Origin of the sequence: Kribbella sp. DT2 (assembly GCF_049844575.1) — a bacterium.
Lineage (GTDB): Bacteria > Actinomycetota > Actinomycetes > Propionibacteriales > Kribbellaceae > Kribbella.
The window spans coordinates 177,830-203,299 of record NZ_JBNCLH010000002.1; the positions used below are offsets into that span (position 1 = coordinate 177,830).

General features: G+C 69.4%; 30 protein-coding genes. 17 read left to right on the forward strand and 13 right to left on the reverse strand.

Annotation, left to right across the window (positions count from 1 at the left end; translation table 11 throughout):
* The first annotated feature begins 206 nt into the window (after positions 1–206).
* Complete coding sequence (locus ACLQ2O_RS09660) at positions 207–560, forward strand: hypothetical protein (protein WP_425829460.1); 354 nt, start codon at positions 207–209, stop codon at positions 558–560.
* Positions 561–613: 53 nt separating this feature from the next.
* Here ACLQ2O_RS09660 and ACLQ2O_RS09665 read toward each other — a convergent pair whose 3' ends face one another.
* Positions 614–910: a phosphotransferase gene (locus ACLQ2O_RS09665; RefSeq protein ID WP_425829462.1), complete on the reverse strand. Its 297-nt coding sequence runs from the start codon at positions 908–910 to the stop codon at positions 614–616.
* Between ACLQ2O_RS09665 and ACLQ2O_RS09670 the strand changes: the two genes are divergently transcribed.
* Entirely contained in the window at positions 909–1,427 is a 519-nt protein-coding gene (locus ACLQ2O_RS09670) for an aspartate/glutamate racemase family protein (RefSeq protein WP_425829464.1), read from the forward strand. The genes ACLQ2O_RS09665 and ACLQ2O_RS09670 overlap by 2 nt on opposite strands.
* Here ACLQ2O_RS09670 and ACLQ2O_RS09675 read toward each other — a convergent pair.
* On the reverse strand, positions 1,417–1,821 hold the full coding sequence (locus tag ACLQ2O_RS09675; RefSeq protein ID WP_425829466.1) for a VOC family protein: 405 nt from the start codon (positions 1,819–1,821) through the stop codon (positions 1,417–1,419). The genes ACLQ2O_RS09670 and ACLQ2O_RS09675 overlap by 11 nt on opposite strands.
* Positions 1,822–1,904: 83 nt before the next feature.
* Between ACLQ2O_RS09675 and ACLQ2O_RS09680 the strand changes: the two genes are divergently transcribed.
* A complete protein-coding gene (locus tag ACLQ2O_RS09680) occupies positions 1,905–2,489 on the forward strand; it encodes a TetR/AcrR family transcriptional regulator (RefSeq protein ID WP_425829468.1) in 585 nt (194 codons plus the stop codon).
* A 21-nt stretch (positions 2,490–2,510) separates the two neighbouring features.
* Here the strand turns inward: ACLQ2O_RS09680 and ACLQ2O_RS09685 are convergent, their stop codons facing one another.
* Entirely contained in the window at positions 2,511–3,485 is a 975-nt protein-coding gene (locus ACLQ2O_RS09685) for a GNAT family N-acetyltransferase (RefSeq protein WP_425829470.1), read from the reverse strand.
* A 138-nt stretch (positions 3,486–3,623) separates the two neighbouring features.
* On the opposite strand from ACLQ2O_RS09685, the gene ACLQ2O_RS09690 reads away from it, so the two are divergent.
* Both ACLQ2O_RS09690 and ACLQ2O_RS09695 read left to right on the forward strand, forming a co-directional pair.
* Entirely contained in the window at positions 3,624–5,825 is a 2,202-nt protein-coding gene (locus ACLQ2O_RS09690) for a penicillin acylase family protein (protein WP_425829472.1), read from the forward strand.
* Positions 5,826–5,960: 135 nt separating this feature from the next.
* The gene (locus ACLQ2O_RS09695) at positions 5,961–6,674 is read left to right on the forward strand and encodes a hypothetical protein (RefSeq protein WP_425829474.1); all 714 of its coding nucleotides are present in this window, start codon (positions 5,961–5,963) and stop codon (positions 6,672–6,674) included.
* Positions 6,675–6,676: 2 nt separating this feature from the next.
* Here the strand turns inward: ACLQ2O_RS09695 and ACLQ2O_RS09700 are convergent, their stop codons facing one another.
* Complete coding sequence (locus ACLQ2O_RS09700) at positions 6,677–7,153, reverse strand: CGNR zinc finger domain-containing protein (RefSeq protein WP_425829476.1); 477 nt, start codon at positions 7,151–7,153, stop codon at positions 6,677–6,679.
* An 82-nt stretch (positions 7,154–7,235) separates the two neighbouring features.
* Here ACLQ2O_RS09700 and ACLQ2O_RS09705 point away from each other — a divergent pair, with 82 nt between their 5' ends.
* Complete coding sequence (locus ACLQ2O_RS09705) at positions 7,236–8,108, forward strand: alpha/beta fold hydrolase (RefSeq protein ID WP_425829478.1); 873 nt, start codon at positions 7,236–7,238, stop codon at positions 8,106–8,108.
* Here ACLQ2O_RS09705 and ACLQ2O_RS09710 read toward each other — a convergent pair.
* On the reverse strand, positions 8,071–9,285 hold the full coding sequence (locus ACLQ2O_RS09710) for an MFS transporter (protein WP_425829480.1): 1,215 nt from the start codon (positions 9,283–9,285) through the stop codon (positions 8,071–8,073). The two genes, ACLQ2O_RS09705 and ACLQ2O_RS09710, sit on opposite strands and share 38 nt — an antisense overlap.
* 159 nt (positions 9,286–9,444) lie before the next feature.
* The gene (locus ACLQ2O_RS09715) at positions 9,445–9,945 is read right to left on the reverse strand and encodes a MarR family winged helix-turn-helix transcriptional regulator (protein ID WP_425829482.1); all 501 of its coding nucleotides are present in this window, start codon (positions 9,943–9,945) and stop codon (positions 9,445–9,447) included.
* An 82-nt stretch (positions 9,946–10,027) separates the two neighbouring features.
* Here ACLQ2O_RS09715 and ACLQ2O_RS09720 point away from each other — a divergent pair, with 82 nt between their 5' ends.
* Positions 10,028–10,468, forward strand: coding sequence for an ester cyclase (locus ACLQ2O_RS09720; RefSeq protein WP_425829484.1), 441 nt, complete (start codon positions 10,028–10,030; stop codon positions 10,466–10,468).
* A gap of 5 nt (positions 10,469–10,473) precedes the next feature.
* Here the strand turns inward: ACLQ2O_RS09720 and ACLQ2O_RS09725 are convergent, their stop codons facing one another.
* The 6 genes from ACLQ2O_RS09725 to snpA all read right to left on the reverse strand — a co-directional run bounded on the left by ACLQ2O_RS09725 (position 10,474) and on the right by snpA (position 15,088).
* Positions 10,474–11,118, reverse strand: a complete 645-nt coding sequence (locus ACLQ2O_RS09725) for a LuxR C-terminal-related transcriptional regulator (protein WP_425829486.1) — start codon at positions 11,116–11,118, stop codon at positions 10,474–10,476.
* Entirely contained in the window at positions 11,103–12,338 is a 1,236-nt protein-coding gene (locus ACLQ2O_RS09730) for a histidine kinase (protein WP_425829488.1), read from the reverse strand. The genes ACLQ2O_RS09725 and ACLQ2O_RS09730 overlap by 16 nt, the downstream gene beginning before the upstream one ends.
* A 144-nt stretch (positions 12,339–12,482) precedes the next feature.
* Positions 12,483–13,292: an amidase gene (locus ACLQ2O_RS09735; protein ID WP_425829490.1), complete on the reverse strand. Its 810-nt coding sequence runs from the start codon at positions 13,290–13,292 to the stop codon at positions 12,483–12,485.
* Entirely contained in the window at positions 13,292–13,450 is a 159-nt protein-coding gene (locus tag ACLQ2O_RS09740) for a hypothetical protein (RefSeq protein WP_184795743.1), read from the reverse strand. The genes ACLQ2O_RS09735 and ACLQ2O_RS09740 overlap by 1 nt, the downstream gene beginning before the upstream one ends.
* A gap of 93 nt (positions 13,451–13,543) precedes the next feature.
* Positions 13,544–14,296, reverse strand: a complete 753-nt coding sequence (locus tag ACLQ2O_RS09745) for a class I SAM-dependent methyltransferase (protein ID WP_425829492.1) — start codon at positions 14,294–14,296, stop codon at positions 13,544–13,546.
* 153 nt (positions 14,297–14,449) lie between these two features.
* A complete protein-coding gene (snpA, locus tag ACLQ2O_RS09750; RefSeq protein ID WP_425829494.1) occupies positions 14,450–15,088 on the reverse strand; it encodes a snapalysin in 639 nt (212 codons plus the stop codon).
* Positions 15,089–15,375: 287 nt separating this feature from the next.
* Here snpA and ACLQ2O_RS09755 point away from each other — a divergent pair, with 287 nt between their 5' ends.
* Genes ACLQ2O_RS09755 through ACLQ2O_RS09765 form a run of 3 tightly spaced genes read left to right on the forward strand, consistent with a single transcriptional unit; the run spans position 15,376 to position 18,843 of the window.
* A complete protein-coding gene (locus ACLQ2O_RS09755; RefSeq protein ID WP_425829496.1) occupies positions 15,376–16,812 on the forward strand; it encodes a GuaB1 family IMP dehydrogenase-related protein in 1,437 nt (478 codons plus the stop codon).
* A gap of 44 nt (positions 16,813–16,856) precedes the next feature.
* Entirely contained in the window at positions 16,857–17,822 is a 966-nt protein-coding gene (locus ACLQ2O_RS09760) for an iron-siderophore ABC transporter substrate-binding protein (RefSeq protein WP_425829498.1), read from the forward strand.
* A gap of 4 nt (positions 17,823–17,826) precedes the next feature.
* Complete coding sequence (locus ACLQ2O_RS09765) at positions 17,827–18,843, forward strand: methyltransferase (protein WP_425829500.1); 1,017 nt, start codon at positions 17,827–17,829, stop codon at positions 18,841–18,843.
* Here ACLQ2O_RS09765 and ACLQ2O_RS09770 read toward each other — a convergent pair.
* Entirely contained in the window at positions 18,795–20,138 is a 1,344-nt protein-coding gene (locus ACLQ2O_RS09770; RefSeq protein WP_425829502.1) for a TIGR01777 family oxidoreductase, read from the reverse strand. The two genes, ACLQ2O_RS09765 and ACLQ2O_RS09770, sit on opposite strands and share 49 nt — an antisense overlap.
* A gap of 141 nt (positions 20,139–20,279) precedes the next feature.
* Between ACLQ2O_RS09770 and ACLQ2O_RS09775 the strand changes: the two genes are divergently transcribed.
* The 7 genes from ACLQ2O_RS09775 (at position 20,280) to ACLQ2O_RS09805 (ending at position 25,436) form a co-directional block, all read left to right on the forward strand.
* Complete coding sequence (locus tag ACLQ2O_RS09775; RefSeq protein ID WP_425829504.1) at positions 20,280–21,107, forward strand: DUF4397 domain-containing protein; 828 nt, start codon at positions 20,280–20,282, stop codon at positions 21,105–21,107.
* Between the two features lie 53 nt (positions 21,108–21,160).
* Positions 21,161–21,688, forward strand: coding sequence for a class F sortase (locus ACLQ2O_RS09780; RefSeq protein ID WP_425829506.1), 528 nt, complete (start codon positions 21,161–21,163; stop codon positions 21,686–21,688).
* Between the two features lie 34 nt (positions 21,689–21,722).
* The gene (locus ACLQ2O_RS09785) at positions 21,723–22,295 is read left to right on the forward strand and encodes an RNA polymerase sigma factor (RefSeq protein WP_425829508.1); all 573 of its coding nucleotides are present in this window, start codon (positions 21,723–21,725) and stop codon (positions 22,293–22,295) included.
* Complete coding sequence (locus ACLQ2O_RS09790) at positions 22,279–22,974, forward strand: anti-sigma factor domain-containing protein (protein ID WP_425829510.1); 696 nt, start codon at positions 22,279–22,281, stop codon at positions 22,972–22,974. Before ACLQ2O_RS09785 ends, ACLQ2O_RS09790 begins: the two co-directional genes overlap by 17 nt.
* A 265-nt stretch (positions 22,975–23,239) precedes the next feature.
* Entirely contained in the window at positions 23,240–23,836 is a 597-nt protein-coding gene (locus tag ACLQ2O_RS09795) for a hypothetical protein (protein ID WP_425829512.1), read from the forward strand.
* Positions 23,837–23,899: 63 nt separating this feature from the next.
* Entirely contained in the window at positions 23,900–24,508 is a 609-nt protein-coding gene (locus ACLQ2O_RS09800; protein WP_425829514.1) for a hypothetical protein, read from the forward strand.
* Between the two features lie 289 nt (positions 24,509–24,797).
* On the forward strand, positions 24,798–25,436 hold the full coding sequence (locus ACLQ2O_RS09805) for a hypothetical protein (RefSeq protein WP_425829515.1): 639 nt from the start codon (positions 24,798–24,800) through the stop codon (positions 25,434–25,436).
* The last annotated feature ends 34 nt before the right edge of the window (positions 25,437–25,470 follow it).

Genomic DNA, 25,470 nt, shown 5'->3' on the forward strand with positions numbered 1-25,470 from the left:
GGAGGCAGGCTGTGGGCGGGCACTCAGAGTGCGGCACGGCGTACGGATCGAGATGCCTGAGCCGCCGGACAGTCGTTGGCTCGGGCATCGGGCACTGGTCGTCGAGGCGGCTGACTCTTTGCTTCCCGAGTCCGACGTGCAGTCCCTTCCCGAGATCGCACGATCTGAGCTGAGGTCTTACCGGCTCGCTGCGGCAGAACATCGCGGTGATCGAACCCGATGATCCAGGCCTGGTGGAGCTCCGCGATGCCCTGGTCGAAGAGTTGGGCGGGGCGGCCGACGTCTCCGGAGCGATCGACTTGACCGATCGGGTGTACCTGGGGCGCGTCGTGCAGGACCAGGTCCCACCGATCGTCACAGCTCACTGCATCTGGTGGTACGGCTCCTGGCGGCTCGCCAACCAAGGACCGTCGCTGGCCATGGCCGAGGCGATGCGGCTTCTGGCGCAGAGTTGGCTGGACCAGCCGGACAGGCGCCAGGAGATCGACGGCGCCATCCGAGCCAAGGCGCGGGACGCGATCGGCGAGGACCCCGCCCCACTCCTCGAGCTCGCCGTCTAGCCGGCCCTTGAAGTAGCTGGAACCCGGCTCGGCTGCTGGGGAAGACCTCGCTGTCAGTCGGCGGTGAACAGGTCGGCGAAGACCCCGGCCAGGTCGCGGGTCAGCAGGGCGAGGTCCTGATGGCGATCGGCGCGGCCCAGCCGCGGGACATCGATGAGAGTGACCGTCAGTCCGTCGACGATGATGGTGTCCAGACACAGGTCTCCGTGGGTCACCACGAGATCCTCGTACTGCGCGCGGGTGCTGTGCAGCTTGTTCACCAGCTGGTCCGCCGTGAGACCGGCGTTCTCGGCATCGAGGTCGGCAAGGTCCATATGCCCTTCCCGTACGGCGCTCTCGGCCTCAGCCATGGTCACCTCGAGCGACCGGTCGAACGGGCACTCCCCGACGTCGAGGCGATGGCGGACCGGCTGGGCTGGGCCGGGGTTGCACATCGCCGAGGTGGTGGCCGCGGAGGTTGCCGCGGCCGGTTACCGAACTGTCGGCATCCTCGGCACGCGCTGGACCATGGAGTCCGATCTGTACCCGAGAGCGTTCGCTGACCACGGGATCGCTCCGCGAGTACCGGACGAGGAGGCCAGGATCATGATTCAGGACCTCACGTTCAAGGAACTGACCAACGGCGTTCTCACCGACGACACCCGCCGGCGTTTCACCGACGTCATCTCCGATCTCGCCGACGACGGCTGCGATGCGGTGGCGCTCGTCTGCACCGAGTTCCCCCTTCTCCTGCCGCCTTCCAGTTCACCCTTGCCCACTCTCGAGTCAACGGTTCTGCTCGCCAACGCCGCGGCTGATCTGGCGATGGACGACACCGGGAGTCTGCCTGTCTGGCGGGGCGGCCGAGCTGAAGCAGTTACTGGGTGAAGGCCTGGGCGAACTCCTCGGTCGGGGGGATCTCGGTGATGACGTCGATCAGTACGCCGCTGGGGTCGGCGACGATGAAGTGGCGCTGGCCGAAGTCCTCGCTGCGGATCGCGAGCTCGGGGTCGAGGCCCTGCTCGATCACCAGGCGCTGCCACTCGGCGTCGACGTCGTCGACCTCGAAGTTGAGCAGCAGGCCCTGCACCGGCCGGCGGTAGCCCTCGGGGATGGTCGGGTGGGTCGGGTCGAGCAGGGCGAGCTCGTAGCCGGGGCGCTTGAGGCTGACGTACCAGTCGGCCTCGAAGGCGGTCTCGAACCCGAACAGCCGGGTGTAGAAGTCCTGCGACTCGCGCAGCCGCGCGGTCGCGATGACGGGGTAGAAGCTGGACAGGTTCATGCGCACTCCTCGATTGACATACCAACGGTATGTGAAAACGCTAGTGGCGTACCATCGGTATGTCAATCGAGGAGCGGGCGGGCGTGGGACTCAGAGCAGAGCAACGGGAACGCACCAGGTCGGTGCTGCTGGAGGTGAGCCGGCGGCTGTTCGCGTCCCGCGGGTACGCCGCGGTCGGACTGGCCGACCTGGTTGCGGCGGCCGGCGTCACCAAGGGAGCGCTGTACCACCACTTCGAGGGAGGCAAGACCGACCTCTTCCGGGCGGTGCTGGAGCAGGTGCACGAAGAGATCGGTACGACGGTCGCCGCGACCGCCGATGCCGAGAGCGATCCCTGGGACCAGCTGACGGCAGGCTGTCGCGCGTTTCTCGTCGCGGCCACCGATCCCGCCGTACGGCGGATCCTGCTGATCGACGGGCCCGCGGTGCTCGGCTGGCGCGACTGGCGTGCGATCGACGACGCGCAGTCGGCCAGTCACCTCGCCGAGTCGCTGGAACTGCTCGTCGAGACCGGCGTGATCAGTCGTCAGCCGGTCGCGCCGCTCGCCCGGCTGCTCTCCGGCGCGATGAACGAGGCCGCGCTCTGGCTCGCCGAGACCGAGGATCCGGGTGCGCTGGACGACGTGACCTCGGCCTTGTTCCGCATGCTCGGTGCCCTGCGGGCGTAGAGGTCGACGCGCCCTGCGGACCTAGAAGTCGATCCGTACGACGGCCCGGCGGTTCCCCGGCCGGCTCACCTCGGCATAACCGGCGTCGGTGAACATGGCGAGCGTGCCAACGGATCCGCCGTCCACGAAGTCCGGGTAACCCTCGATGGCGCGAGCGCCACGATCACGGGCGAAGCCGACGGTCGCGCGAGCGAGCGCGGCGCCGATGCCGCGGCGCCGATAGCCGGCGCGGGGGACGAAGCACGTCACCGCCCAGACGGTGCCGTCGGCCTTGTCCTCGTCGCGCCCGAGCCAGGGCACGCGGTGGTCGCGGCGCAGCCTCGGGTGGTCCGCTCGCGGGGCGACGGCGCACCAGCCGACGGGTTCACCCCGCGGAGCCTCCCGACCACCTCGGAACAGATCGCCTTCGTCGAGGTACGCGATCAGCCCGCTCGTCGCCTCGGCCTCAGGATTTCCGCAGGCCGTCTGGTCCCGCAGCCGGGCGGCGAGCTCCTCGGGTCCTTCGGAGGCCCAGGACTCCTTCGGCAGCATGCGGAACCGCTGGCACGAACAGCGCGCCGGGTCGCCCGTACCGAAGATCGTCTCGAGGTCCGCCGCGGTCGCCTGGTTGGCCGGAACGATCGTGAGCTGCTCGTCGGTGACCGGTTCGCGTGAGCCCGTCGTACGGGGGACTGGAACTCGTCGGGCCTTCGTGGGTCGGCGGGCCGGTGCGTCGAACGTGAGCCGAAGGTCCACCGCGTCGCCCGCGTCCAGTCCTTCGGGCTTGCGGACCGCGTCCTTCAGCGGGAGCCAGTAGCCGCCGTCCTTCGACCACAGCGACGTCTTCCACTCCGTACTGCCGAGCCGGGCGCGGATCGGCAGCATGCCCCAGCTGTTGTAGCCCGCCGTCGAGGCCGCCGCCCGCAGTGCGGCACTCTCCCGCGAGGGAACGGGCACGAAGTAGTACGGCGCGGGCCCGCGCCACTCGATGATCTCGCCGCTGAACTCCTGGTCCATGGCCCGATGCTAGGCCTGAACCAGGACATCCCACTTCCGGAATCACCGTCTGAATGTTGTATACGTCAGGTGTTGTGTTCATCACGGACGGCATCTAGCGTGGCTGCGGTCCTGGTCCCGAGAGCGACGGAGTGACGCGTGGAGAACGACGGAGTCAGTCGGCGCCTGGTGCTGGGAGGCGCGGCGGTCGGCGCGGTAGCTCTCGGACTGCCGGCCGGTACGGCGAACGCCGGGACCGAGACAGCGCGCTGGCAGGACCAGGCCCGCCGGATCCGGATCACCCGCGACGACTGGGGTGTCGGGCACGTGGCCGGGAAGACCGACGCGGACGCGGTGTTCGGGATGATGTACGCCCAGGCCGAGGACGACTTCAACCGGATCGAGAACAACTACCTGATCAGCCTCGGCCGGCTTGCCGAGGCGCAGGGAGAGAGCGCGATCTGGCAGGACCTGCGGCAGCGGCTGTTCGCCGACCACGACGTGCTGAAGCGCGACTACGCGAAAAGCCCGGCCTGGTTGCGGACCCTGATGCGCGCCTGGGCCGACGGCCTGAACTACTTCCTCGCGACGCACCCCGACGTCAAGCCGCGGGTGATCACCCGGTTCGAGCCGTGGATGGCGCTGAGCTTCTCCGAGGGCAGCATCGGTGGCGACATCGAGCGCGTGCCGCTCAGCCAGCTCGAGGCGTTCTACGGGATGCGCGACGTACCGATGACCGACGACGAACGTGGGCTGCTGTTCAAGGAGCCCAAGGGCTCGAACGGGATGGCGATCGCGCCGAGCCACACCCGCGACGGCCGGGCGCTGCTGCTGATCAACCCGCACACGAGCTTCTTCTTCCGCGCCGAGCAGCACGTCACCAGCGACGAGGGCCTGAACGCGTACGGCGCCGCGACCTGGGGCCAGTTCTTCATCTACCAGGGCTTCAACCCGAACGCCGGGTGGATGCACACCTCGAGCGGTGTCGACAACGTCGACGAGTTCGCCGAGACGATCGTGACCGGTGCCGGAGGCAAGCATTCGTACCGGCACGGCGGTGCGCTGCGCCCGGTGACGACCAAGCGCATCACGCTGTCCTACCGCACGTCCGACGGCCGGACGGCGCAGCGCGCGTTCACGACGTACGCGACGCACCACGGCCCGATCGTCCGCGAGGCGGACGGCAAGTGGATCGCCTTCGCGCTGATGAACCGGCCGGTCGAGGCGTTGCAGCAGAGCTTCCTGCGCACCAAGGCGCGGAGCTACCAGGAGTTCATCGACGTCGCCGGCTTCAAGGCGAACAGCTCGAACAACACGCTCTTCGCCGACTCGCGGGGCAACATCGCGTTCCTGATGCCGCAGTTCATGCCGGTCCGCAACAACCGGTTCGACTACCGCAAGCCGGTCGACGGCAGCAACCCGGCGACCGACTGGCGCGGCGAGCACAGCCTGCGCAGCCTCCCGCAGGCGGTGAACCCGAAGAACGGCTGGGCGTTCAACTCCAACAACTGGCCGTGGACCGCGGCCGGCGCCGACAGCCCGAAGGCGTCCGACTTTCCGAAGTACTTCGACCAGGCCGGTGAGAACCCGCGCGGCCCGCAGGCGATCCGCGTGCTGAGCGCCGAGCGCCGCTTCACCCCCGAGAAGCTGATCGACGCGGCGTTCGACACGTACTTGACGGCGTTCGCGCGTCTCGTACCGGGGCTGGTCGCGGCGTGGGACAAGCTGCCCGATCGTCAAGCGCAGAAGGCGAAACTCGCCGGTCCGATCCGCCTGCTCCGCCGCTGGAACTACCGGTGGGGCGCGGACTCGACGGCGACTTCGCTGGCGGTCTTCTGGGGCGAGGCGCTGTGGGCGCCGCTGGCCCAGGCCGCTCAGGCCGCCGGAATGTCGATGTGGGACTACCTCGCCGAGCGGGCGACCGACGCGCAACGACTGACCGCGCTCGAGGAAGCCCAGCTGCGCCTCACCCAGGACTTCGGCAGCTGGCAGGTCCCGTGGGGCCAGATCAACCGCTTCCAGCGCAACGACGCGGCGATCACGCAGACGTTCGACGACAGCAAGCCGAGCAGTCCGGTGCCGTTCACCTCAGCTCAGTGGGGTTCGCTGGCCTCGTTCGGTGCCAAGCGCTACCCGGGAACCAAGCGCTACTACGGCACCAGCGGCAACAGCTTCGTCGCGGTCGTCGAGTTCGGCCCGAAGCTCCGCGCCTGGGCCGTGACCGCCGGCGGCGTCAGCGGCGATCCCGCGTCGGAACACTTCGACGACCAGGTCAAGCGCTACGCCAGCGGCAACCTGCGGCGCGTCTACTTCTACCCCGACGACCTCAAGGGCCACGTCGAAAGCATCTACCACCCCTAGTACTTCCGATCGAACACACCTGGCGTGAGCAGTAGTGATGCACCCTCAAGGAGAGCCATGACAGGAATCAGGCGCAGGTTGGGTACCTTCGCTGTCGGAGTCCTGGCCTGTGCGGTTGGGCTCGGAGGGAGCGTCGTGCATCCGCTGGACGGGAGCGCTGCCGTCGCCGACCCGGACGCGTTCGACGTCACCCTCAAGAACGAGTCCGGCAACGTCTACACGATCGGTTGCCGGTACGACGATGCGCGGCCGAACTCGTACGGGTCCGACATCACGACGACGAGGTCACCCGACCTGTGGTACCCCGTTGACGGCGGAACCGTGCAGAGGTGGCGAATCGGGTTCCACCGCACCAACGCCACCGCCGCCGAAGGTGGTCGCTGCACGACCGCAACGACGACGACGTTGCGTGGTTCCGGAGACTTCTCGGCGCATGTCTACATCCACAGCAACGTGGCCGACTCCGTCGGCGTCTTCACCGTGGCCATGCTGCCGGAGGTGTTCACGGTGGAGGAGGAACTCGACCTGTTCGTCGCCAACCTGGTGGAGAACGGGGTCAAGAAGGTGAAGATGGGCACCCCGGGGAGTTCCGTGGGTGTGCCGCTCGCGGACGTCGAACAGCAGTGGATCACCGCGCGTCTCAAGAAGCGCGGCGAGTGGTGCCAGTTCTCCATCGACAAGGCCGACGGGAGGACTGTGAGCCTCGGGACCAGCCCGTGTCACAACTCTCCGACAACCGGCCGGGTCGTGGTGAACGCCCGAGCGAGGAACGGCAGTAGCGTCAGCTCGAGTTTCGTGACGCTCGATGAGGTCCGGTGGGTCAAGAAGGACCCGAGCGACCCCTTCTAGTACTAGCCGCGGGTCTTCGCCTGGTAGTGCCGCCGGGCCTTCATGCGGTTGCCGCAGGAGGACATCGAGCACCAGCGCGCCGTATTCGCCTTGCTGCGGTCGAGCAGGAAGAGGTGGCACTCGGCGTTCTCGCACGGGCGGAGCCGGCCGGGCCTGGTCGTGGTCAACTCGCTCCAGGCGAGCACAGCGCGGATCGCCGTACGGCGTGCTGGTGGTGCTTCGAGCGTCCAGGTGACGCCGTCGGCGGTGATGGCCGGGACCTGACGGACGCCGCGAAGGAACGGCTCCAGGGCAGCCGGCGACTCTTCACCGCGTACGACGTTCTGCAGCGCCGACCGTGCTGCGACCAGCGTTGCCCGGTCGTCCGCGCCCAGCGCTTCCGCCCAGGCCGCGGTCTCCTCCAGCCGGTCCTGCTCGACACCCGCCATCAGCGGCGTGCTGTTCAGCAGGTCGAGCAGCAGTTGGTCGTCCGTCGTCATTGCCTAACTCCCATGGCCATGTTGACAGGTTACACGATCTGCGCTTTCATCTAACCATCTTAACCGTTCAAAGGAGTTAGAGATGGCGATCGTGCACCACCGGTACCTCGAGGTCGACGGCCGGCAGTTGTTCTACCGCGAGGCCGGCCCGAAGGACGCGCCCGCGATCGTGTTGCTGCACGGCTTCCCGACGAGCTCGTACATGTTCCGCGACCTGATCCCGCGGCTGGCCGGCCAGTACCGGGTGATCGCGCCTGACCTGCTCGGCTTCGGGCTGTCGGACTCGCCGTCGGTGGACGAGTTCGACTACACCTTCGACGCGCTGGCCGCGCTGACCGACGGTCTGCTGGAGGCGATCGGCGTCGACAAGTACGCGATCTACGTGCAGGACTACGGCGCCCCGATCGGCTGGCGGCTCGCGCTGAAGGACTCGTCGCCGGTGACCGCGATCGTCACGCAGAACGGCAACGGGTACGACGCGGGCTTCGTCGAGGGCTTCTGGCAGGGCGTGTGGGACTACCAGAAGGAGCAGAACGAGGAGACCGAGGCAGGGGTTCGCGGGGCGCTGTCGCTGGAGGGGGTCAAGTGGCAGTACGTCACCGGCGTCGACGACGAGACCGTGGTCAGCCCGGACACCTGGCACCACGACCTGCAAAAACTGGCGCGACCGGGCAACGACCTGGTGCAGCTGAAGCTGTTCCGCGACTACGTGACCAACCCGGCGCTCTACCCGAAGCTGCACGAGTACTTGCGGGCGTCGCAGGTGCCCGTACTCGCGGTGTGGGGGAAGAACGACCCGATCTTCGCGCCCGCCGGTGCGGAGGCGTTCGCGAACGACGTGCAGGACGCGGAGATCCACCTGCTGGACGGTGGGCACTTCCTGCTGGAGAGCCACCTGGATGAGGCCAGTGAGCTGATCAGCAAGTTCCTTGATCGGCGGGTCGGCTCGAAGTAGCGGCGTGCCCGATCGTGGCGATGGCGGCCGACACGATCAGTACGGCGCCGGCGACGAGGAACGTCGCCCGGAGCGTGGTGGAGTCGACGAGGAGACCGCCGAGGGCAGAACCGGCAGCGATGGAGAGTTGCATGGTGGCGACGGCGACGGAGGCCGCCGCCTCCTGGGTCCGCGGTGCGGCCTTGAGCAGGTAGATCTGGGCGGCCAGCGGGATCACGCCCCAGATGAGGCCCCAGGCAACGATGAGGATGCCGACGGCAACGGGTGCCGGGTCGAGCAGAGGTAGCGCAAGGACGATGATGCCGACCAGGGCCGCGGCGCCGGTGAGGCTGCCGATGACGCTGCGGGCGACGAGTGAGCCGCCGATCAGGGTGCCGAGGATGCCGCCGACGCCGTACAGGAGGAAGACCAGGCTGACGGTGCCGGTGGTCAGGTGGGAGAAGTCCTCGAGGAACGGGGTCAGGTACGTCGAGGCGGCGAACTGGCCGATGAACGCGATCGCGGTGACGGCGATGCCGAGCTGCGCGGCCTTGGTGCGCAGGACCCGGCCGAGGTCGCGGGCCCGGGTCGCGGCGGCTGGGCGCAGGTCCGGCAGGAAGACGATCTGCGCGGCGACGACGAGCGCGCTGACGGCGGCCGCGACGGCGAAGGTGGTGCGCCAGCCGACGGCGTTGCCGAGGAACTGCCCGGCCGGCAGGCCGACGACGGTGCCGGCCGAGACTCCGGCGATGATGATCGCGGTCGCTCGGGTGCCGAGGCGTTCGCCGACGAGCTGCGGGGCCAGTGGGGGGACGACGGTCCAGAAGCCGGCGATCGCGATGCCGAGCAGGACCCTTGCCAGCAGGATCTCGGTGAGGTTGGTGGCGAACGGGGGAATGAGGTTCGCGATCACGACGAGCAGGCCGAGCGCGGCGATCAGCCGGCGGCGGCTGTGGCTGCGGGCGCCCAGGTAGAGCAGGGGTGCCGCGAGGGCCGCGGTCAGGGCGGGGACGAGCACCATCAGTCCGCCGAGGCCGAGGGAGACGTGCAGGGAGTCGGTGATGTTGGGGAGGAGGCCGACCGGGATGAACTCCGAGGTCACGATGACGAACGCGACCAAGGCCAGGGAGGTGACGGCGAGCCAGGCTCTGAGCGGGGTCTGCTGGGCGGTGGCAGCCGTGGGCACGGTCGAGGACATCGAGGCTCCAGAACGGTAGATATTTGTCGGTGCAAACAAATACTACGCGATAGTGAGAGGGGCCTCGGGCGAGAGGGGCGGCGTGCCGGGGAGGGGGTGAGGAGTGGCGTGCCCGGGGAGGTCGGGAGGGGTGGTGCCCGGGGAGGAAGGGCCCGGGGGTCAGGAGCCGGCCGTGCGGCGTACCGGTGGGCCGAGGTCGGTGGAGGCGATGGCGGTGAGGGCCTTGGCGAGCTTGGTCAGGTCCAGGCCGTCCAGGTGGTCGACGACGTTGCGGCGGACGCTGGCGAGGTGGACGGGCCAGGCTTTCTTGAGGCGGGCCAGACCTTCGGTCGTCAGTACGGCGACCTGGCCGCGGCCGTCGGAGGAGGCGCGGACGCGCTCGACCAGGCCCTGGCGTTCGAGGCGTTCGACGACACGGGTGAGGCCGCTGACCGTGATCGAGACGTAGTTGGCCAGTTCACTCATCCGCAGCGACCGTTCGGGCGCCTCGGACAGGTTCATCAGCACGTTGTACTCGGTGACGTTGAGCCCCTCGTTCTGCAGTAGGTCCGCGTCGAGCACGCGGGGGATCACCAGGACGGCCCGCGCGAGCGCTCGCCAGGCGGCCTCCTCGTCGGCGGTCAGCGGGGGAGTCGTTGCTGCTTTCGCGCGTCGGGCCACCGGCTCAGGCTACGGCGTACTTGCTTGTGGCAGCAACGAGTCCTAGCATTGCTTGCGCAAACAAATAATTGAGGAGTCCGGGATGAGCAGCAGCACGATCGGGGACGCGGCGATCGCCGTGGTCCGCCGCAACACCGAAGAGGTTCAGGGCAAGGGCGACTGGGCCGTCTTCGACGAGCTGTGGTCCGACGCGGCGGTCGACCACACGCCGCAGCCCGGCGCCGGCGACGACAAGGCCGGGGTGAAGGGCCTGTACGTCGCGCTGCGCGCGGCGTTCCCGGACTTCACGCCGGAGATCCACTTCCAGATCGTCGCCGAGGACAACCTGGTCACGACGTACAAGACCTACCACGGGACGCACCAGGGGGAGTTCCTCGGGATCGCGCCGACCGGGAAGCGGATCAGCTTCTACTCCGTGGACGTGATCAAGGTCGTCGACGGCAAGATCACCGACCACTGGGGTGTCGGCACGCTGCTCGACCTGATGCAGCAGCTGGGTGCCGTCCCGCGCTTCGGAGGCTGACGGGCTCACTCGTTCAGATAGGCCAGTACGGCGAGCACGCGGCGGTTGCTCGAGTCGTCGTCGGTGAGGCCGAGCTTGGCGAACAACGCCGTGGTGTGCTTGCTGATCGCGCTCTCGCTGAGGAACAGGCGCTTGCCGATCGCCTGGTTGGACAGACCTTCGGCCATCAGGGCGAGCACCTCGCGCTCGCGCTCGGTCAGCGGGTCGAGCCGCTTGGTCGAGGAGCCGCTCGACAGCAGCTTGGCGATGACGGCCGGGTCCATCGCCGTACCGCCGGCGGCCACGCGTTCGAGGGCGTCGATGAACTGGTCGGCGGCGAACACGCTCTCCTTGAGCAGGTAGCCGATCCCGCCGGTGCCGTCGGCCAGGAGCTCGCGGGCGTAGAGCTGCTCCACGTGCTGGGAGAGGATGAGCACCGGCAGTCCGGGGAGCTCGTGGCGGGCGGTGAGGGCGGCGCGCAGGCCTTCGTCCGACTGGGTCGGAGGCATGCGGACGTCGATGACGGAGACGTCGGGCTTCAGCGTGAGCAGCGCTTCGAGGGTCTCCGGTCCGGTCGACGCGGTGGCGACGACCTGGTGGCCGTAAGCCTCGATCAGGCGGACCAGGCCGTCGCGCAGCAGGTACAGGTCTTCGGCTACGAGGATTCGCATGGCACCGTCATCTTCACACGGGTCGGTCCACCGGCCGGGCTGGCCACCTCGAGCGTGCCGTCGAAGGCCGCGAGCCGACGCTGCAGCCCCTCCAGTCCGCCACCCGGCCGTACGGCGGCACCGCCGCGACCGTTGTCCTCGACAACGATGACGAGGGCAACTTTCTCGCGGGCGATCGAGATCGAGGCGCTCCCGGCCTCGGCGTGCCGGATCGCGTTGGTGACCAGCTCGACGACCGCGAAGTAGGCGGCGGACTCGATCGGCGGGTCCAGCGTCAGCGGTTCGGCGTCGACGGTGAGCTCGAGTGGACTGTCGAGCGCGAAGGCGCGCACGGCGTCGACGAGTCCGCGTTCGTTCAGGACGGGCGGATTGATGCCCTGGACAAGTTCCCGCAGCTCGGTCAACGAGGTCGCGGCCCCGGTGCGAGCCTCCTGCAGCAACGCCTTGGCCTGCGCGGGATCAGTGTCCATCAGCTTCTCCGCGGTCGCGAGTGAGAGGCCGAGGGCAACCAAGCGCGCTTGAGCTCCGTCGTGCAGGTCGCGCTCGATCCGCCGGATCTCCGCGGCCTGTGCGATCGTCGTGTCCGCGCGCTGAGCGGTCAACTCGGACACGCGATCTGCCAGCGTGGTCGCCGCCGGCGGACGCAGGAACCGTACGGCGACAGGCGCGAGCAGCCGCCATCCGTACGGCGCAGTGCCGATCCCCACCAGCAGACCGGCCACGCCCGCGACGTACGACGAGGTCGCGAACCCCAGCGCCGCAAGGGCAATCCCGGCCAACGGAACCAGGGCGGCAACACCGGCAGTGAGTGCCACGATCTCCACGAACCGCAGGTCCCGCCAGGTCGCCGGGTCACGCAGCTTGTGCCGCCACTCCTGCTCCTCGCGTGCCTGCTTGGCGCTCTTCGCGTAGGTGTACCCGTTCCACCAGAACCCGGTCGACAGCTGGGTCACCGGCGGCGGCTCCTGGTACCCGGGCGGAATCTCGGTACCGGTCCATCGCGCGACCAGTGCACGAACCCACCGGCAGACCGGCCGGGACAGTCCCAGCGTCCCGACGGCCGGCAGCACGAACAGCGGGATCCACGTCCACGGACTCCCCACCCACCACACCGCCAGTACGACGGCCGCGGCCCACAACGCCGGCACGGCCATCGTCGTCGCGGCCACGGCGCCCGCGCGCCACAGCCCGGTTCCTGCACCAACGATCCAACGCGTCATCGAGTTCATGGTCCCACCGTGCACGCTCGAGAGCCTGGAGCAGAGCGGTTCAGACCAGAAGTGGGTCCAGGCCTACCGATCTGTGGGTCCAGCCGCAGCCGGAGGTGAATCCCCTGCTGGTAACACGATTCGGCGCGTGGTGCTCTAGCAGTTGGGGATGCCGGGGAGTTGGGCGGCCGGGTGGTCGATGTAGATGTTGCTGACGTAGCCGCCCTGGTCGCGCAGGCGGGACCACCAGTTGTTGGTGTGTCCTTCGGCGGTGACGGTGTCGCCCTGTTTCTGGCACTGGACGAAGACCTGCGTCGGGCCGGTCAGCGTGGTGACGATCGGGGCGTTCAGGCGGGCGTCCGCGCGGACGTTGACGCCGGCGCCGTACGTGCTGAAGTTGTACGTCGGGGGCGGCGTGCCGCCGAGGATCGCGGCGACCTCGCCGCGCATCGTGTCGAGGTTGACGCCGTACGGGTCGATCTTGCCCGTCGTGCTGGTCTCGCGGTGGCCGCGCGCGAACGACGCGTCCTTGCCGAGCTGGCGCAGGACGGCGGCGGTCGCCTTGAGCGAGGCCTGGTACTGCGCCGGGCTCATCGTCTGGCTGACGCCGTTGTAGTCGATCTCCCAGCCGATCAGCATCGTGTTGCCGTCGCCGGCCGGGATCGGGCCGCTGACCCGCGCGGCGCCGGCGTGGTTGCAGCGGCCGGCCGAGATGAGGTGGAAGACGCCGTTGTAGTCGACCAGCGCCTGGGCCAGCGGACCCTGCAGGTCGGGGCGGCCGTTGATGACGATGTTGAGCGCCGGGTGCGGGTTGCTCGGGCTCGTGGTGGACGACGCGGTGTGGTGCCAGAGCACGCCGATCGGGTTGAACGAGCCGCTCACCGCGCGGCCCAGCCAGTTGCCTTCTTCAACGACCTCGACACCGGCCGCGCGCAGGACGTCGGCCAGCCACGGGATGGTGGCCATCAGCGGGCCTGGAGCAGGTCGGCGACGCACTCGATCACGTGCGGCTGGTTCCCGGCGGCCGTCGCGGCCCGGGGGGCGAGGGTCGCGGCGGCCACAACAGCCGGTACGCCGAGCAGTAGGCGACGACGGGCGACCAGGTGGGGGCGGGTGTTCCTCATGGAACTCTCCTTCAGGGGGCGGACTGGGGAGGAGTAGTCAGTCAAACCCCTTCGGCAGCGGCTGTCCAACCCCTTCGGTCCTGGTGAAAACTTCTAACGCCTGAGCGCGTGCACGAGTTGGGTGCTCACCTGGCCGGTCGAGAGCAGGTGGTTCATCCGCCGCCCCTGCTCCTCGGACTCCTGGTACGCCTTGTCGTCGGCGTGCTCCTCGCGGATCAGGCGGTCGACCTCGTCGGTCCGCCGGGTCCAGGTCGCTGGGGTGTTGCCGGGATCGTCGATCTGCTCGACGAGCTCGAAACCGGCATGGTCCAGTACGGCGGTGAGCTCGGCCTGGACCGGGAACGCGTTGCCTTCCGGCACGGGATCGAGGTCCGTGGTCTCGGCGACCAGGACCAGCAGGCCGAGGTGCCCGCCGGGTCTGACCATCCGGTGCAGCTCGTCGAGCAGTGCGCGCTTGTCGGTGACCGTGCAGAGCACGCCGAGGCACCAGGCGGCGTCGATCGATGCCGTGCGCAACGGAACGGACAGTCCGTCGGCGGCGACGACGGGCAGACCGAAGAGGTGTGCGGCGGAACGGCAGGCGCCGGGCATCGGGTCCACCAGGATCGGGCGTACGCCGTACCGGAGGTGTGCCCAGGCGGCCGGACCGCCGACGCCGGCGCCGAGGTCGAGCAGGGTCGTGCCGGGGGAGAGGCCGCAGGACTCGGCGAGCCACGCGAGGGCGGAGGGGCTCGCGCTGCCGCGGCAGGCCGCGGGGATCGCGTACTCGGCGCCCAGGCGGTCGACGGCCGCGGCGGTCCAGCCGGCGACGTCGTCGAACTCGGCGTCCATCTTGTTGTTGGTCATTTGGCCAGCCGGTACCCCGCCGGAATCAGGACCGCCCGCGCCGGCGGGCGGCCGGCGCGGGCGGGTGCTGCGGTGGAGCTTGCGATCGGGCCGGGTGATCAGGCCGGCCCGGTCAGGACGTGCTCAGGTCAGGACGCGCTCAGGTCGGGCGGCTCAGCGGGCGGTGGTGAAGCTCGCGGAGGTGAAGCCGTTGGCCCAGAGCTGGTTGACGCGGGAGCGCTCTGCGGAGTTGGGCTGCGAGTTGGTGCACGACGTACCGGGGCCGCCGCCGGACATCAGCTCGCTGCAGGGGCCGGAGTAGTGGTCGGGCAGGCCGAGCACGTGGCCGGTCTCGTGGGCGGTGACGCGGGTCGAGTCGTACTGCTGGTTCTGGCGGTAGTCCAGGAAGATGTAGCCCTGGCCGTGGCCGTTGGTGGACGCGTACGACCCACGCGAGTCGTTGCCCTCGCGGTAGTAGAAGTCGTAGTTGCTACCCGAGACCAGCCGCACGTTGGCGACGGCGTTGTTCCAGATCTGCGCGCTGCGGGAGATCTGCGACGCGAACCGCGGGGCACGGCTGGCGTTGTAGACGACCGTGACAGCGGCGGTCTTGTCCGGGTTCTTGGCCTGCTTGGCCCGGGCGGACTTCATCACCGCGTCGTAGAAGGCCTTGGTCTCGGCCTCCTCCTGCACGGTTCCGACGTACGCCGAGGTGGCGGTCTCGGCGGCCGGCGCGGCCGGGGCCGGGGCGGCGGTGGACGTGGTTGCTGCCAGTGCGGGGACGGCCAAGGCGGCCGCTGCGACAGCGGTCAAAGCGGAGATCAAACGGCGGGACATAGGAGCCTCACTCCCTAGTCGGGGCGGAAAGCGATCAGTTGACTACTGACCGCGACGCCACGGATCGTGACACCCCGCCGGGAAATCCGCATCAGGACGGCGAAAACCTGGGGGTTAACCTTCGCTACCCCCAGGTTTCCCCTCAGGACACACGTTGTAGATGCGCACCCAGTCGAAGGTCTCGGATCACCTCTGACCGGAAGAGGTCACGTAGCCTCGGGTACTGAGCTTGTCCGGGCGAGGATTGTGCGAGGTGGTCGGTAGTGCGCTTCATCCAGGGACCGGTACCAGGGCAGGACCTGACGTTCAACGACGTGTTCCTGGTGCCGAACCGGTCGGCGGTGGCCTCGCGGCTGGACGTCGACCTGTCGACCAACGACGGCAGCGGGACGTCGATCCCGATCGTCGCGGCGAACATGACGGCGGTCTCCGGCCGCCGGATGGCCGAGACGATCGCGCGCTGCGGCGGACTGGCGGTGATCCCGCAGGACACCCCCGTCCAGGTGGTCACCGAGGTCGTCTCCTGGATCAAGGAACGCCACACCATCTACGACACCCCGCTGGTGATGACGCCCGGCGACACCGTCGGTGAGGCGCTGAACCTGCTGCCCAAGCGCGGCCACGGCGCGGTGATCGTGATCGACCAGGGCCGGGCCGTCGGGGTGGTGACCGACGCCGACTGCCAGCGCGTCGACCGGTTCACCCAGCTCGAGAACGTGATGTCGCGCGAGCTGCTCACGTTGCCGGCCGGGATCGACGCCGAGGCCGCGTTCGACCAGCTGTACGACGGGCGCCACCGGCTCGCTCCGGTGGTCGACGGCGACGGGCGGATCGTCGGCATCCTGACGCGGCAGCGCGCCGTCCGGGCGACGCTGTACGAGCCGGCGCTGGACGGCAACGGCAAGCTGCGGGTCGCCGCCGCGATCGGGATCAACGGCGACGCCGAGCAGAAGGCGAAGGCGCTGCTCGACGCCGGCATCGACGTGCTCGTGATCGACACCGCGCACGGTCATCAGGAGCGCATGCTCGACGTACTGCGGACCGTGCGGGCGCTCGATCCGCAGGTCCCGCTGGTCGCCGGGAACGTGGTCACCGCCGACGGCGTGTCCGACCTGGTCGAGGCCGGGGCCGACATCGTGAAGGTCGGGGTCGGGCCGGGCGCGATGTGCACGACGCGGATGCAGACCGCGGTCGGGCGGCCGCAGTTCTCCGCCGTACTGGACTGTGCCGCGCGGGCGCGGGAGCTCGGCAAGCACGTGTGGGCCGACGGCGGCGTCCGGCACCCGCGCGATGTCGCGCTGGCGCTGGCCGCGGGGGCGTCGAGCGTGATGATCGGGTCGTGGTTCGCCGGGACGTACGAGTCGCCGGGGGACCCGCACCACGACAGCGACGGGCGGATCTACAAGGAGAGCTTCGGGATGGCGTCCGCGCGGGCGGTCGCGTCCCGGACCGCTGAGGACTCGCCGTTCCAGCGGGCCCGGAAGAGCTTCTTCGGCGAGGGCATCTCGACCGCCCGGATGTATCTCGACCCGGAGCGCCCGAGCGTCGAGGACCTGCTCGACTCGATCGTGTCGGGGGTGCGCAGTTCCTGCACGTACGTCGGGGCGGGCACGCTCGAGGAGTTCCACGAGCGCGCTGTCGTGGGGATCCAGACCGCGTCCGGGTACGCCGAGGGAGAGCCGCTCGACAAGAGCTGGTGAGGGCGCCACAGCGACTGGAATTAGGGCAGCCTATCCTTAGCGGCATGCGCAGACTCGTTGCTTTCCTGCTGGTTGCTGTGGTCGGTGGTTCGCTGGTGGCGTGCGGGAGTGACTCCGACGCCGCGGCCGGCGGCTCGGCGCCGTACGCGAAGGTGGCGACGAAGTTCGGTGAGGTGAGCGTTCCGGCGGAGCCGAAGCGCGTGGTGGCGCTGGGGTGGGGCGACGCGGAGACCGCGCTGGCGCTCGGGGTGCAGCCGGTCGGGGCGAGCGACTGGCTCGCCTTCGGCGGCGAGGGCGTCGGGGTGTGGGCCAAGGGCAAGTACCAGCAGGCGCCGCAGATCATCGGGACGCTGGAACCGGAGTACGAGAAGATCGCGGCGCTGAAGCCGGACCTGATTCTCGACACGAAGTCGAGCGGCGACCAGGGCCGGTACGACACGCTGAAGGCGATCGCGCCGACGGTCGGCGTACCGGCCGGTGGTGAGTCGTACAAGGTCTCGTGGGAGCAGCAGACCGAGATGGTGGCCGCCGCGCTCGGAAAGGTTGACCAGGGCAAGGAACTGATGGCCGCGACCCAGCAGAAGTTCGAGCAGGCGGTGGCCGCGCACCCCGAGTTCGCGGGGAAGACGATCACGCTCGGGGCGAAGACCGGTGAGGGGTACGGCGCGTACGTCAGCGGGACCGGGCGGGTGAACTTCGTCGAGCGGCTGGGCTTCGAGAACAACCCGACGATCCAGGCGAAGGCGACGGAGAAGTTCTCCGTCCCGGTGTCGCGGGAGAACCTCGACCAGCTGAACGCCGACCTGGTCGTGGTGGCGCCGATCGGGGTGAAGGCGCAGGACATCACCGGCGACCCGCTGTTCCGGGCGGTGCCGGCGGTGCAGGCGGGCCACTCGGTGGTGTTCGACGACAAGACGATCAGCTCCGCGTTCGCGACCGACTCGGTCCTGTCCACCGGCTATGCGTTGGACAAGGTGGTTCCCCTGTTCGCGGCGGCTCTGAAAGGCTGACCGCATGACGCGGACGCCGGAAGAGACCGAGCAGGCCCTGCAGGAGATCCGCCGAGCGGTGGATCTCACGACGCCGTACGCGATCCGGGCGGCGGTGACGCTCGATCTCGCGTCGCACGTCGGCGGTGGTGTCGGCGGTGGCGTCGCGGTCGCCGAGTTGGCCGCGGCCGTCGGTGCTCAGGTGGATGGGGTGCGGAAGCTGGTCAGGTTGCTGGCCAGGGACGAGTACTTCACGCTGACCGATGACCAGGTGGCGTTGGGATCGCGCGGCTGGGTGCTGCTGGAGGACGCGGTGCGTTCCCGGCTCGATCACGGCCGGGGGTACGCACGGGTGGACGACGCGTGGCCTGGGCTGCTGGACGCGCTCCGGACCGGCGGATCCGGGTACGAGGTGGCGCGGGGCAGGTCGTTCTACAGCGAGCTGGGTGCCGACGAGCAGTTGGTGTCGTCGTTCGACGGGCAGTTGGCGGAGTGGTCCGGGCACTGGACCGGGCGGCTGGTCGAGGCGCTCGGGCTCGGCGATGAGCACGTAGTGGATGTCGGTGGCGGGACGGGGGCGCTGCTTGGTGCCGTCTTGCTGGCGTACCCCGGGACTCGGGGAACGCTGGTCGAGCTGCCGTCGACGGCTGAACGCGCCGGGCAGTTCTTCGCCGAGCAGGGCGTGAGCGGGCGGGTCGCGGTCGCCACCCAGAGCTTCTTCGAACCGCTGCCCGCGGGGGCCGATCTCTACCTGATCGCGCAGGTCCTCCACAACTGGCCCGACGCAGAAGCTGTGAGCATTCTCAAGCGTCTCGCCGACGCGGCGGGCGACGCGCCGATCGTGATCGTCGAGCGGCTGACCGGCGGTGCGGAGAACGACGCCGACCTGGCCTCCGACCTGTTGATGTACGCCGTGTTCGGCGCCGGCGAGCGGTCCGCGGCCGAGTTCGCGGCGCTGGCCGGGGAGGCCGGGCTCGAACTGGTCGCGACGCGTCAGGTGCTCGGGGCGCTGTCCACGCTGGAGTTGCGCCCGAGGAGATGACGCAGCGCGGGCTCGAGCTCCGGGTAGCGGAACGTGTGGCCGACCTGGTCGAGCACGGCGGGGACGACGCGTTGGGAGGCCTCGGCGAGCTCCTTCGCGCCTTCGGGGCCCAGCAGGAGGCGCGGGCCGAACGACGGGACGCGAAAGAGCGCCGGGCGGTGGACGACGTGCGCCAGCGCGGCCGTGTACTCGCGGTTGCGGACCGGGTTGGGGCCGACGCCGTTGACCGGGCCGGACAGCTGGTCGTCGTACAGGGCTCGGTGGTAGATGTCGAGCAGGTCGTCGAGGCCGATCCACGGTTGCCACTGGTTGCCGTCGGCAAGTGGTCCGCCGAGGCCGGCGGCGAACATCGGGTACTGGAGGCGGAGGATCCCGCCGGCCGGTGTCTGCACCAGGCCGGTCCGGATGTTGACGACCCGGACGCCGCCGTCGCGGGCGGGGTTGGTGGCGCGTTCCCAGTTCTCGACCAGGTCGGCGAGGAAGCCGGTGCCGCGCTCGCTGTGCTCGGTGAGCAGCTCGTCGCCGCGGTTGGCGCCGTACCAGCCGATCGCCGAGGCGCAGGCGAAGATCGTCGGGTCACTGGCGGCGGCGAGGGTCGCAAGGGCGGTGGTCGGGCCGATCCGGGACTCGACGATCGCGTGCCGGTGGGCGTCGGTGAACCGCCCGGCGATCGAGGCACCGGCGAGGTGGACGACAGCGTCGACGCCTTGCAGCAGGTCGTCGGCGGGGTTGTCAGGGTTCCACTGGCGCTCTGACGGGGTCGACGGCTTGCCGCGGACGAGCTTGACGACCGTGTGGCCCGCCGTACCGAGCAGTGCGACCAGGGCCCGGCCGATCGTGCCGTGGGTGCCGGTGATCGCGACGGTCAGCGGCCGGGCCTGCGCGCGGCGCTGGGCGGCCAGGTCGTCGGCGAGTTGCTGGTGCCGGTAGGTGAGCATCGAGCGGAGCAGGAAGCCGGGCACGTTGCTGTCGATCCGGTCGGTGACCCGGGTCTTGTCGTTGCCGACGGCATCGAACTGGTGGGTGTGCCGCCAGTTCACCGCCCAGCGCAGCGGTGCGGAGGTCAGCTCGTCGACGAAGTGGTCGGGCGGTTCCAGGTCGCTGTGCTGCGCGACCCAGTCGATGCCGAGCGGGAAGCCGAGCACCGCGCGGCCGGCGCCGAGGTCGTCGGTCTCCTGCTTGATCCGGACCGGCATCCACGGCGGTGTCAGCCGTTCGATCGCCCCCGGCCGCTGGTGCCAGGCGAAGACCTCGTCGCGCGGCGCGGGGACGATGCTGCTCAGGCTCAGACCCACGGGTGTCTCCTTCGCTCGCTGTCCGGTGTCCAGCATCCCACCGCGTCAGTTTTGCATAAGTTTCCCTGCGCATCCGGTGCATCCGCGGCGCGGCCCGGCGCGGAACAGACAGGCACAAGACCGCCGACCCAGGAGGGTTCCATGTCTGTACGACGAATTACCGCGCTCGCCGCCGCGGGCCTGCTCGCCGCGACGCTGCCCGTCGCGGCCGCCACCACCGCGCAGGCCCGGCCGACGGCGAACGCGACGGTCTCGGTGCTGCACGCCGTACCGGGAGCGACCGTCGACGTGTACGCCAACGGGAAGGCGTTGCTGACCGACTTCAAGCCCGGGACGCTGACCGATCCGCTGAAGCTGCCGGAGGGTTCGTACGACCTGAAGGTCACCGCTGCCGGAGCGGGTGCGGGTGGCGCGGCCGTGATCCAGGCCAACGACGTCGCCGTACCGGGTGGTGCGAACGTCACCGTCGTCGCGCACCTCGACGCCGCGGGGAAGCCGGTCCTGACGCCGTTCGTGAACGATGTGTCGAAGCTGGCCGCGGGCAAGGCCCGGCTGACCGTCCGGCACACCGCGGCCGCGCCGGCTGTCGACGTCCGGGCCGGTGGGGACCCCGTGTTCAAGGGACTGACGAACCCGAAGCAGGCGAAGGCCGATCTGCCGGCCGGGACGGTCAAGGCGGACGTCGTACTGGCTGGGACGTCGACGGTCGCGATCGGTCCGGCGGACGTGAACCTGAAGGAGGGGACGAACACGATCGTGTACGCGTGGGGGAGTGCGAGCGGCAAGAACCTGAAGCTGGCTGTGCAGACGATCTCCGGGCTGCACGGTGACCCGAGCGGAGTGCCGGGTGGGACCGGTGGTCAGGCGGCCGAGCAGAGTGGGGTGCCGGTGTGGCTCGGCCTGCTGTGTGGTGCGCTGGCGCTCGGTGTGATCGGTGTCGGTACGTCTGCGGTGCGCGCGCGGTCGTGAAAGTGCTCTTCAGCTTGCTGCTGGTGCTCTTGGTGAGTGCATGCGAGGGACCTGTGACATCTGAACCCGCTGATCCTTTGCCTGCAGCACCGTCGGTCCGGGCCCGGCCCGCGGAGTTGCCTTCGGCAACCGTCGTACCGGCGCCGGTGCGGGTGACGATCGCCTCGATCGGGCTCGAGCTGCCGGTCCGGGCGGTCGGTGTCGCCGCCGACGGGCAGATGGAGCTGCCGGCGAACCCGTCGGTGGTCGGGTGGTACCGGTTCGGTCCGGCGCCGGGGGACCGCGAGGGATCGGTGGTGCTCGGCGGGCACCTGGACAGCCGCGAGTACGGCGTGGGCCCGCTGGTCGGGTTGCGCAAGCTCCGGCCGGGAGCGGTGATCGAGGTCGCCGCCGCCAACGGGTCGAAGGTGCGGTACCGGGTGGAAGGAGTGCGCGATGTCGACAAGCAGCGACTGGCTGTCGGCGAGCTCTTCGCCCGGACCGGCCCCCGCCTGCTCCAGTTGGTCACCTGCGGTGGACCGTACGACGCGAACGGCGGTGGGTACCGCGACAACCTCGTCGTCACCGCGTCTGAGCAGTGACAGCACCCGCCCCCTCGCGGTTAGAGTGCCGCTCGTGACCAGCGCGGAGCAGGGTGGACCCGCTCCGGCCGAGATCGCGAAGGGATTCGCCGACGGCCGGGAGGACAGCCTTGCCGACGCCTACCGGCGGTGGTCGGGCCTGGTCTTCACGCTCTGCCTGCGGGCGCTCGGCGACCGGGCCGACGCCGAGGACGTCACCCAGCAGGTGTTCGTGTCCGCTTGGCGCGGGCGCGGCAGCTTCGATCCCGCGGTCGGGGAGCTGGGCGCCTGGCTGGCCGGCGTGGCCCGGCACCGCATCGCCGACCGGCTGGCCGAGCGGTACCGGGTGCAGCGTTCCCAGGCTGCGGCCGAGAGCATGGTCGAACTGGAGGCCGAGCCCGGTCACGACCAGTTGCTGGTCGACCGGGTGATGATCGCCGACGAACTGGACCGGATCGACGAGCCGCGGCGAACCATCCTTCGGCTCGCCTTCTACGAAGACCAGACGTACCCGCAGATCGCGGACCGGCTCGCTCTACCGTTGGGAACGGTCAAGAGCCACGTACGGCGTGGCCTGCTGCACCTGCGCGACCGGCTGAAGGAGGTGAAGGGTGACGACGCATCTTGACGAGGAACTGCTGGCCCAGTGGGCCTTCGAGCAGGTCGAGCCCGACGCCGAGGCCGCTGAGCACCTGCGGACGTGTGCCGAGTGCGCTGCGCGGCTGGCCGAGCTGCGGGAGTTGATGGTGGCGGTCGACGGTCTTCCCGCCGTGGAGGCGCCGCCGACCGAGGTGTGGCAGCGGGTCACCGCAGAGCTTGGTCTTTCGGGTGAAAGTGCCTCCAGCTCCCTGGACGCCCGGGGAGCTGGAGGCGTGCCCGGCGGGTGGACGCGGCGGGCCGTCGCGCTGGCCGCCGGAGTTGCCGTGATCGTAGGGATCGGGATCGGCGTCGGTGGAACGCTGTTGCTGGGGTCGGACGACGAGCCGCAGGCCGTCGTACAGCTGAATCCGTTGGCGGGGAAGACCGGCAGCGGTACGGCGGGGCTGGTGGACGACGAGCAGCAGCTGAAGGTTTCGGCGTCCGGGCTCGCCGCTGGTGGCGGGTACTACGAGGTCTGGCTGATCAACGAGGACGGCAAGCGGATGGTCTCGCTCGGCGTCCTGGCGGGCGGCCACGACGGCACCTTCCAGCTCCCCGGCGACCTCCCGGCGCAGGGCTACCGAGTCGTCGACGTCTCGCTGGAACCGGACGACGGCAACCCGGCCCACTCGCTGGACAGTGTCATCCGCGGGACACTGCCGAGCTGACTTTCTGTCGCCGGTGAACGAAACGGAATCGTTTGCGCAAACGGTTCCGCACTTCACGGTGATGTTGCGGTCGCTTTACGTGTCCGTCTCCGACCGGGTCGCCGGAAATCGTTGTCCACCGCGTGATGCGGCGAAATAAAGGGTGACTAGGCAACTAAATGCGCTCAGACGAGCGGTCTGGAACCTGTCCGAGCGGGCACATGTCCCGCCGACGAGCTGAACCGCTCGCCAACCGTCCATCAGGTCGATGTTGGAGTTGAGTCAGATGCGCAAGGCAACCGCCCTGGCCGGAGTCGCCACCTTGGGAATCTCGGGCCTGCTGTCCGTCCCGTCCGCCGAGTCAGCCGCACCGCCGTCCGCCCAGCACTGCGTGGGGAGCTTCAGCAGCGGGGCCCAGCAGTGCTTCGCCACCTTCACCGAAGCGATCAGTACGGCGACGCACGGCGCGGTGACGTCAGCGCCGGCCCAGGTCCCGGACGCGGCCGGCAAGGCCGCGCTGGATCGTCAGATCCAGCAGGCCGCCGGGCAGAAGAGTGCCTTGGGCAACAGAGCCGGCCGGGACGCCGCCGCCGGTGAGGTCATCCAGGGCACGTTCTTCGACAACCGCGACTTCGGCGGCGGCTCCTTCACCGTCACCGGTGCCGGCCTGTGTGACGGCTCCGACGGGGTGATCAACTACGAGTTCACCTTCCCCGGCGACTGGTTCAACCGGATCAGCTCGGTCCAGCCGTGGGCCAGCTGCAAGATCTGGCTCTACCCCGACGCCAACCTGACCGGCGACCGGGACGGGCCGTTCACCGAGAACACCGGCTGGATCGGCACGTTCATGGACGACCGGACCGACTCGGTCGGCTTCAGCTGAGCAGCAGTTCCCCCTTCCCCTGCGACGGTTTCGCCCCAACCCACCAAGTGAGGAAGTAGAACCATGTCGAAACGAATGATCGCCCTGACCGGTGCCGCGTTCCTCTGCGCGGCGACCACCCTGACCGCTTCGTCGGCGTACGCCGCGGACGGACCGACCGGCCGGGAGTTGCTGGACAAGTGCAACAATGGGACCGACAGCTGCGTGTTCCACCCGTACGGGCCGCCGGAGACCTTCCGCGGTGACATCCACCAGGTCGGTGACACGGTCTTCAACTGCACGGCCGACCTGCAGCGCTCGACGGTGAAATGGTCCGAGACGACCGGTGAGTCGAACAGCTTCGGGGTCTCGCTGTCGGCCGAGTACGGCTTCTCCGACGTGTTCAAGGTGTCGATCGAGACGTCGTACCAGCACACCTGGGAGAGCTCGAGCACGGTCGGCCAGGACGACAGCATCGACGTCAACCCGGGCGAGAAGGGCTGGGTCGAGCGGTCCACGGAGATGAACCGGGTCAAGGGTCAGTACGAGATGCACTTCCCGGACCGGTTCTACGACCACTACATCTGGTACCAGGAGTTCGAGGCGGTCGGCCCGGTCAAGGACGCGCCCGGTCTGGTCACGAAGAAGACCGCCGTGATGAGCCCGGAGGAGAAGAGCCAACACTGTGGTTGATTTGGCGGCGACTTCGTCGCCGCGGGTTTTGGGGCTTTGCCTCCCGTCCTTCCCTCGTCGTTCGGTCGCTGCGCTCCCTCTCTCCTCAGTCCAGGACGGGAGGCCCCAAAACCTCGGGGGAGACGTGGCGGGGCAGGGGACTGAGCGGATTAGATGACTGAACGGTGTCGATTTCTCTCAAGGGCTTGCAGAATCCCTGCTGGAATCGATACCTTCCTTTCCGGCTCGACCTGGCCGTTCCCCCCGTGACGGCCAGGCCGAGCCCCTCTACGTCCAGTACCGTCGGCGGATGCGGATCCTGTACGTCGGCAACAGCTTCACCTCACGCAACAACCTCCCCGGCACGCTCGCGGCGATGGCGTCGGCGCGGGGGATCGAGGTCACTCATCAGTTGATCTCCGCCGGCGGGGCGTCGCTGCGGCAGCACCTGAACGCGGGGAAGGCGCTCGCGGAGATCGCTTCCGGTGCGTACGACGTCGTCGTCCTGCAGGAGCAGAGCACGCTCCCGGTGAAGAGTCCCGCGCGGATGCGTGAGAGCGTCCGCGACTTCCACGCGGCGATCGAGGCAGCCGGCGCGCGTACTGCCCTCTACCTGACCTGGGCCCGGCGCAACCAACCCGAGGCGCAGCAAGCCCTCACCGCCGCGTACGCCGCCGGCGCGGCTGAGACCGGAGCCACCCTGATCCCGGTCGGGCTCGTGTGGGAGCGCTTCCTGGCGACGTACGAGGAGCCGGCTTTGCACGACGCCGACAACAGTCATCCCGCGTTGGCAGGGAGCTACCTCGCCGCGTGCGTCTTCCTGATCGCACTGCTGGAGGAGAGCCCGGTGGGCATCGACGGACCGGTCAAGGGGCTGGACGCCGAGACGGCGAACCTGATCAGGAACGCGACCTGGACCATCTGCGCCGACTTGGTCGAAGGGCGCTGAAGGCGAGGAGCGGGCGTCGGCGGGAAGTTCCGGG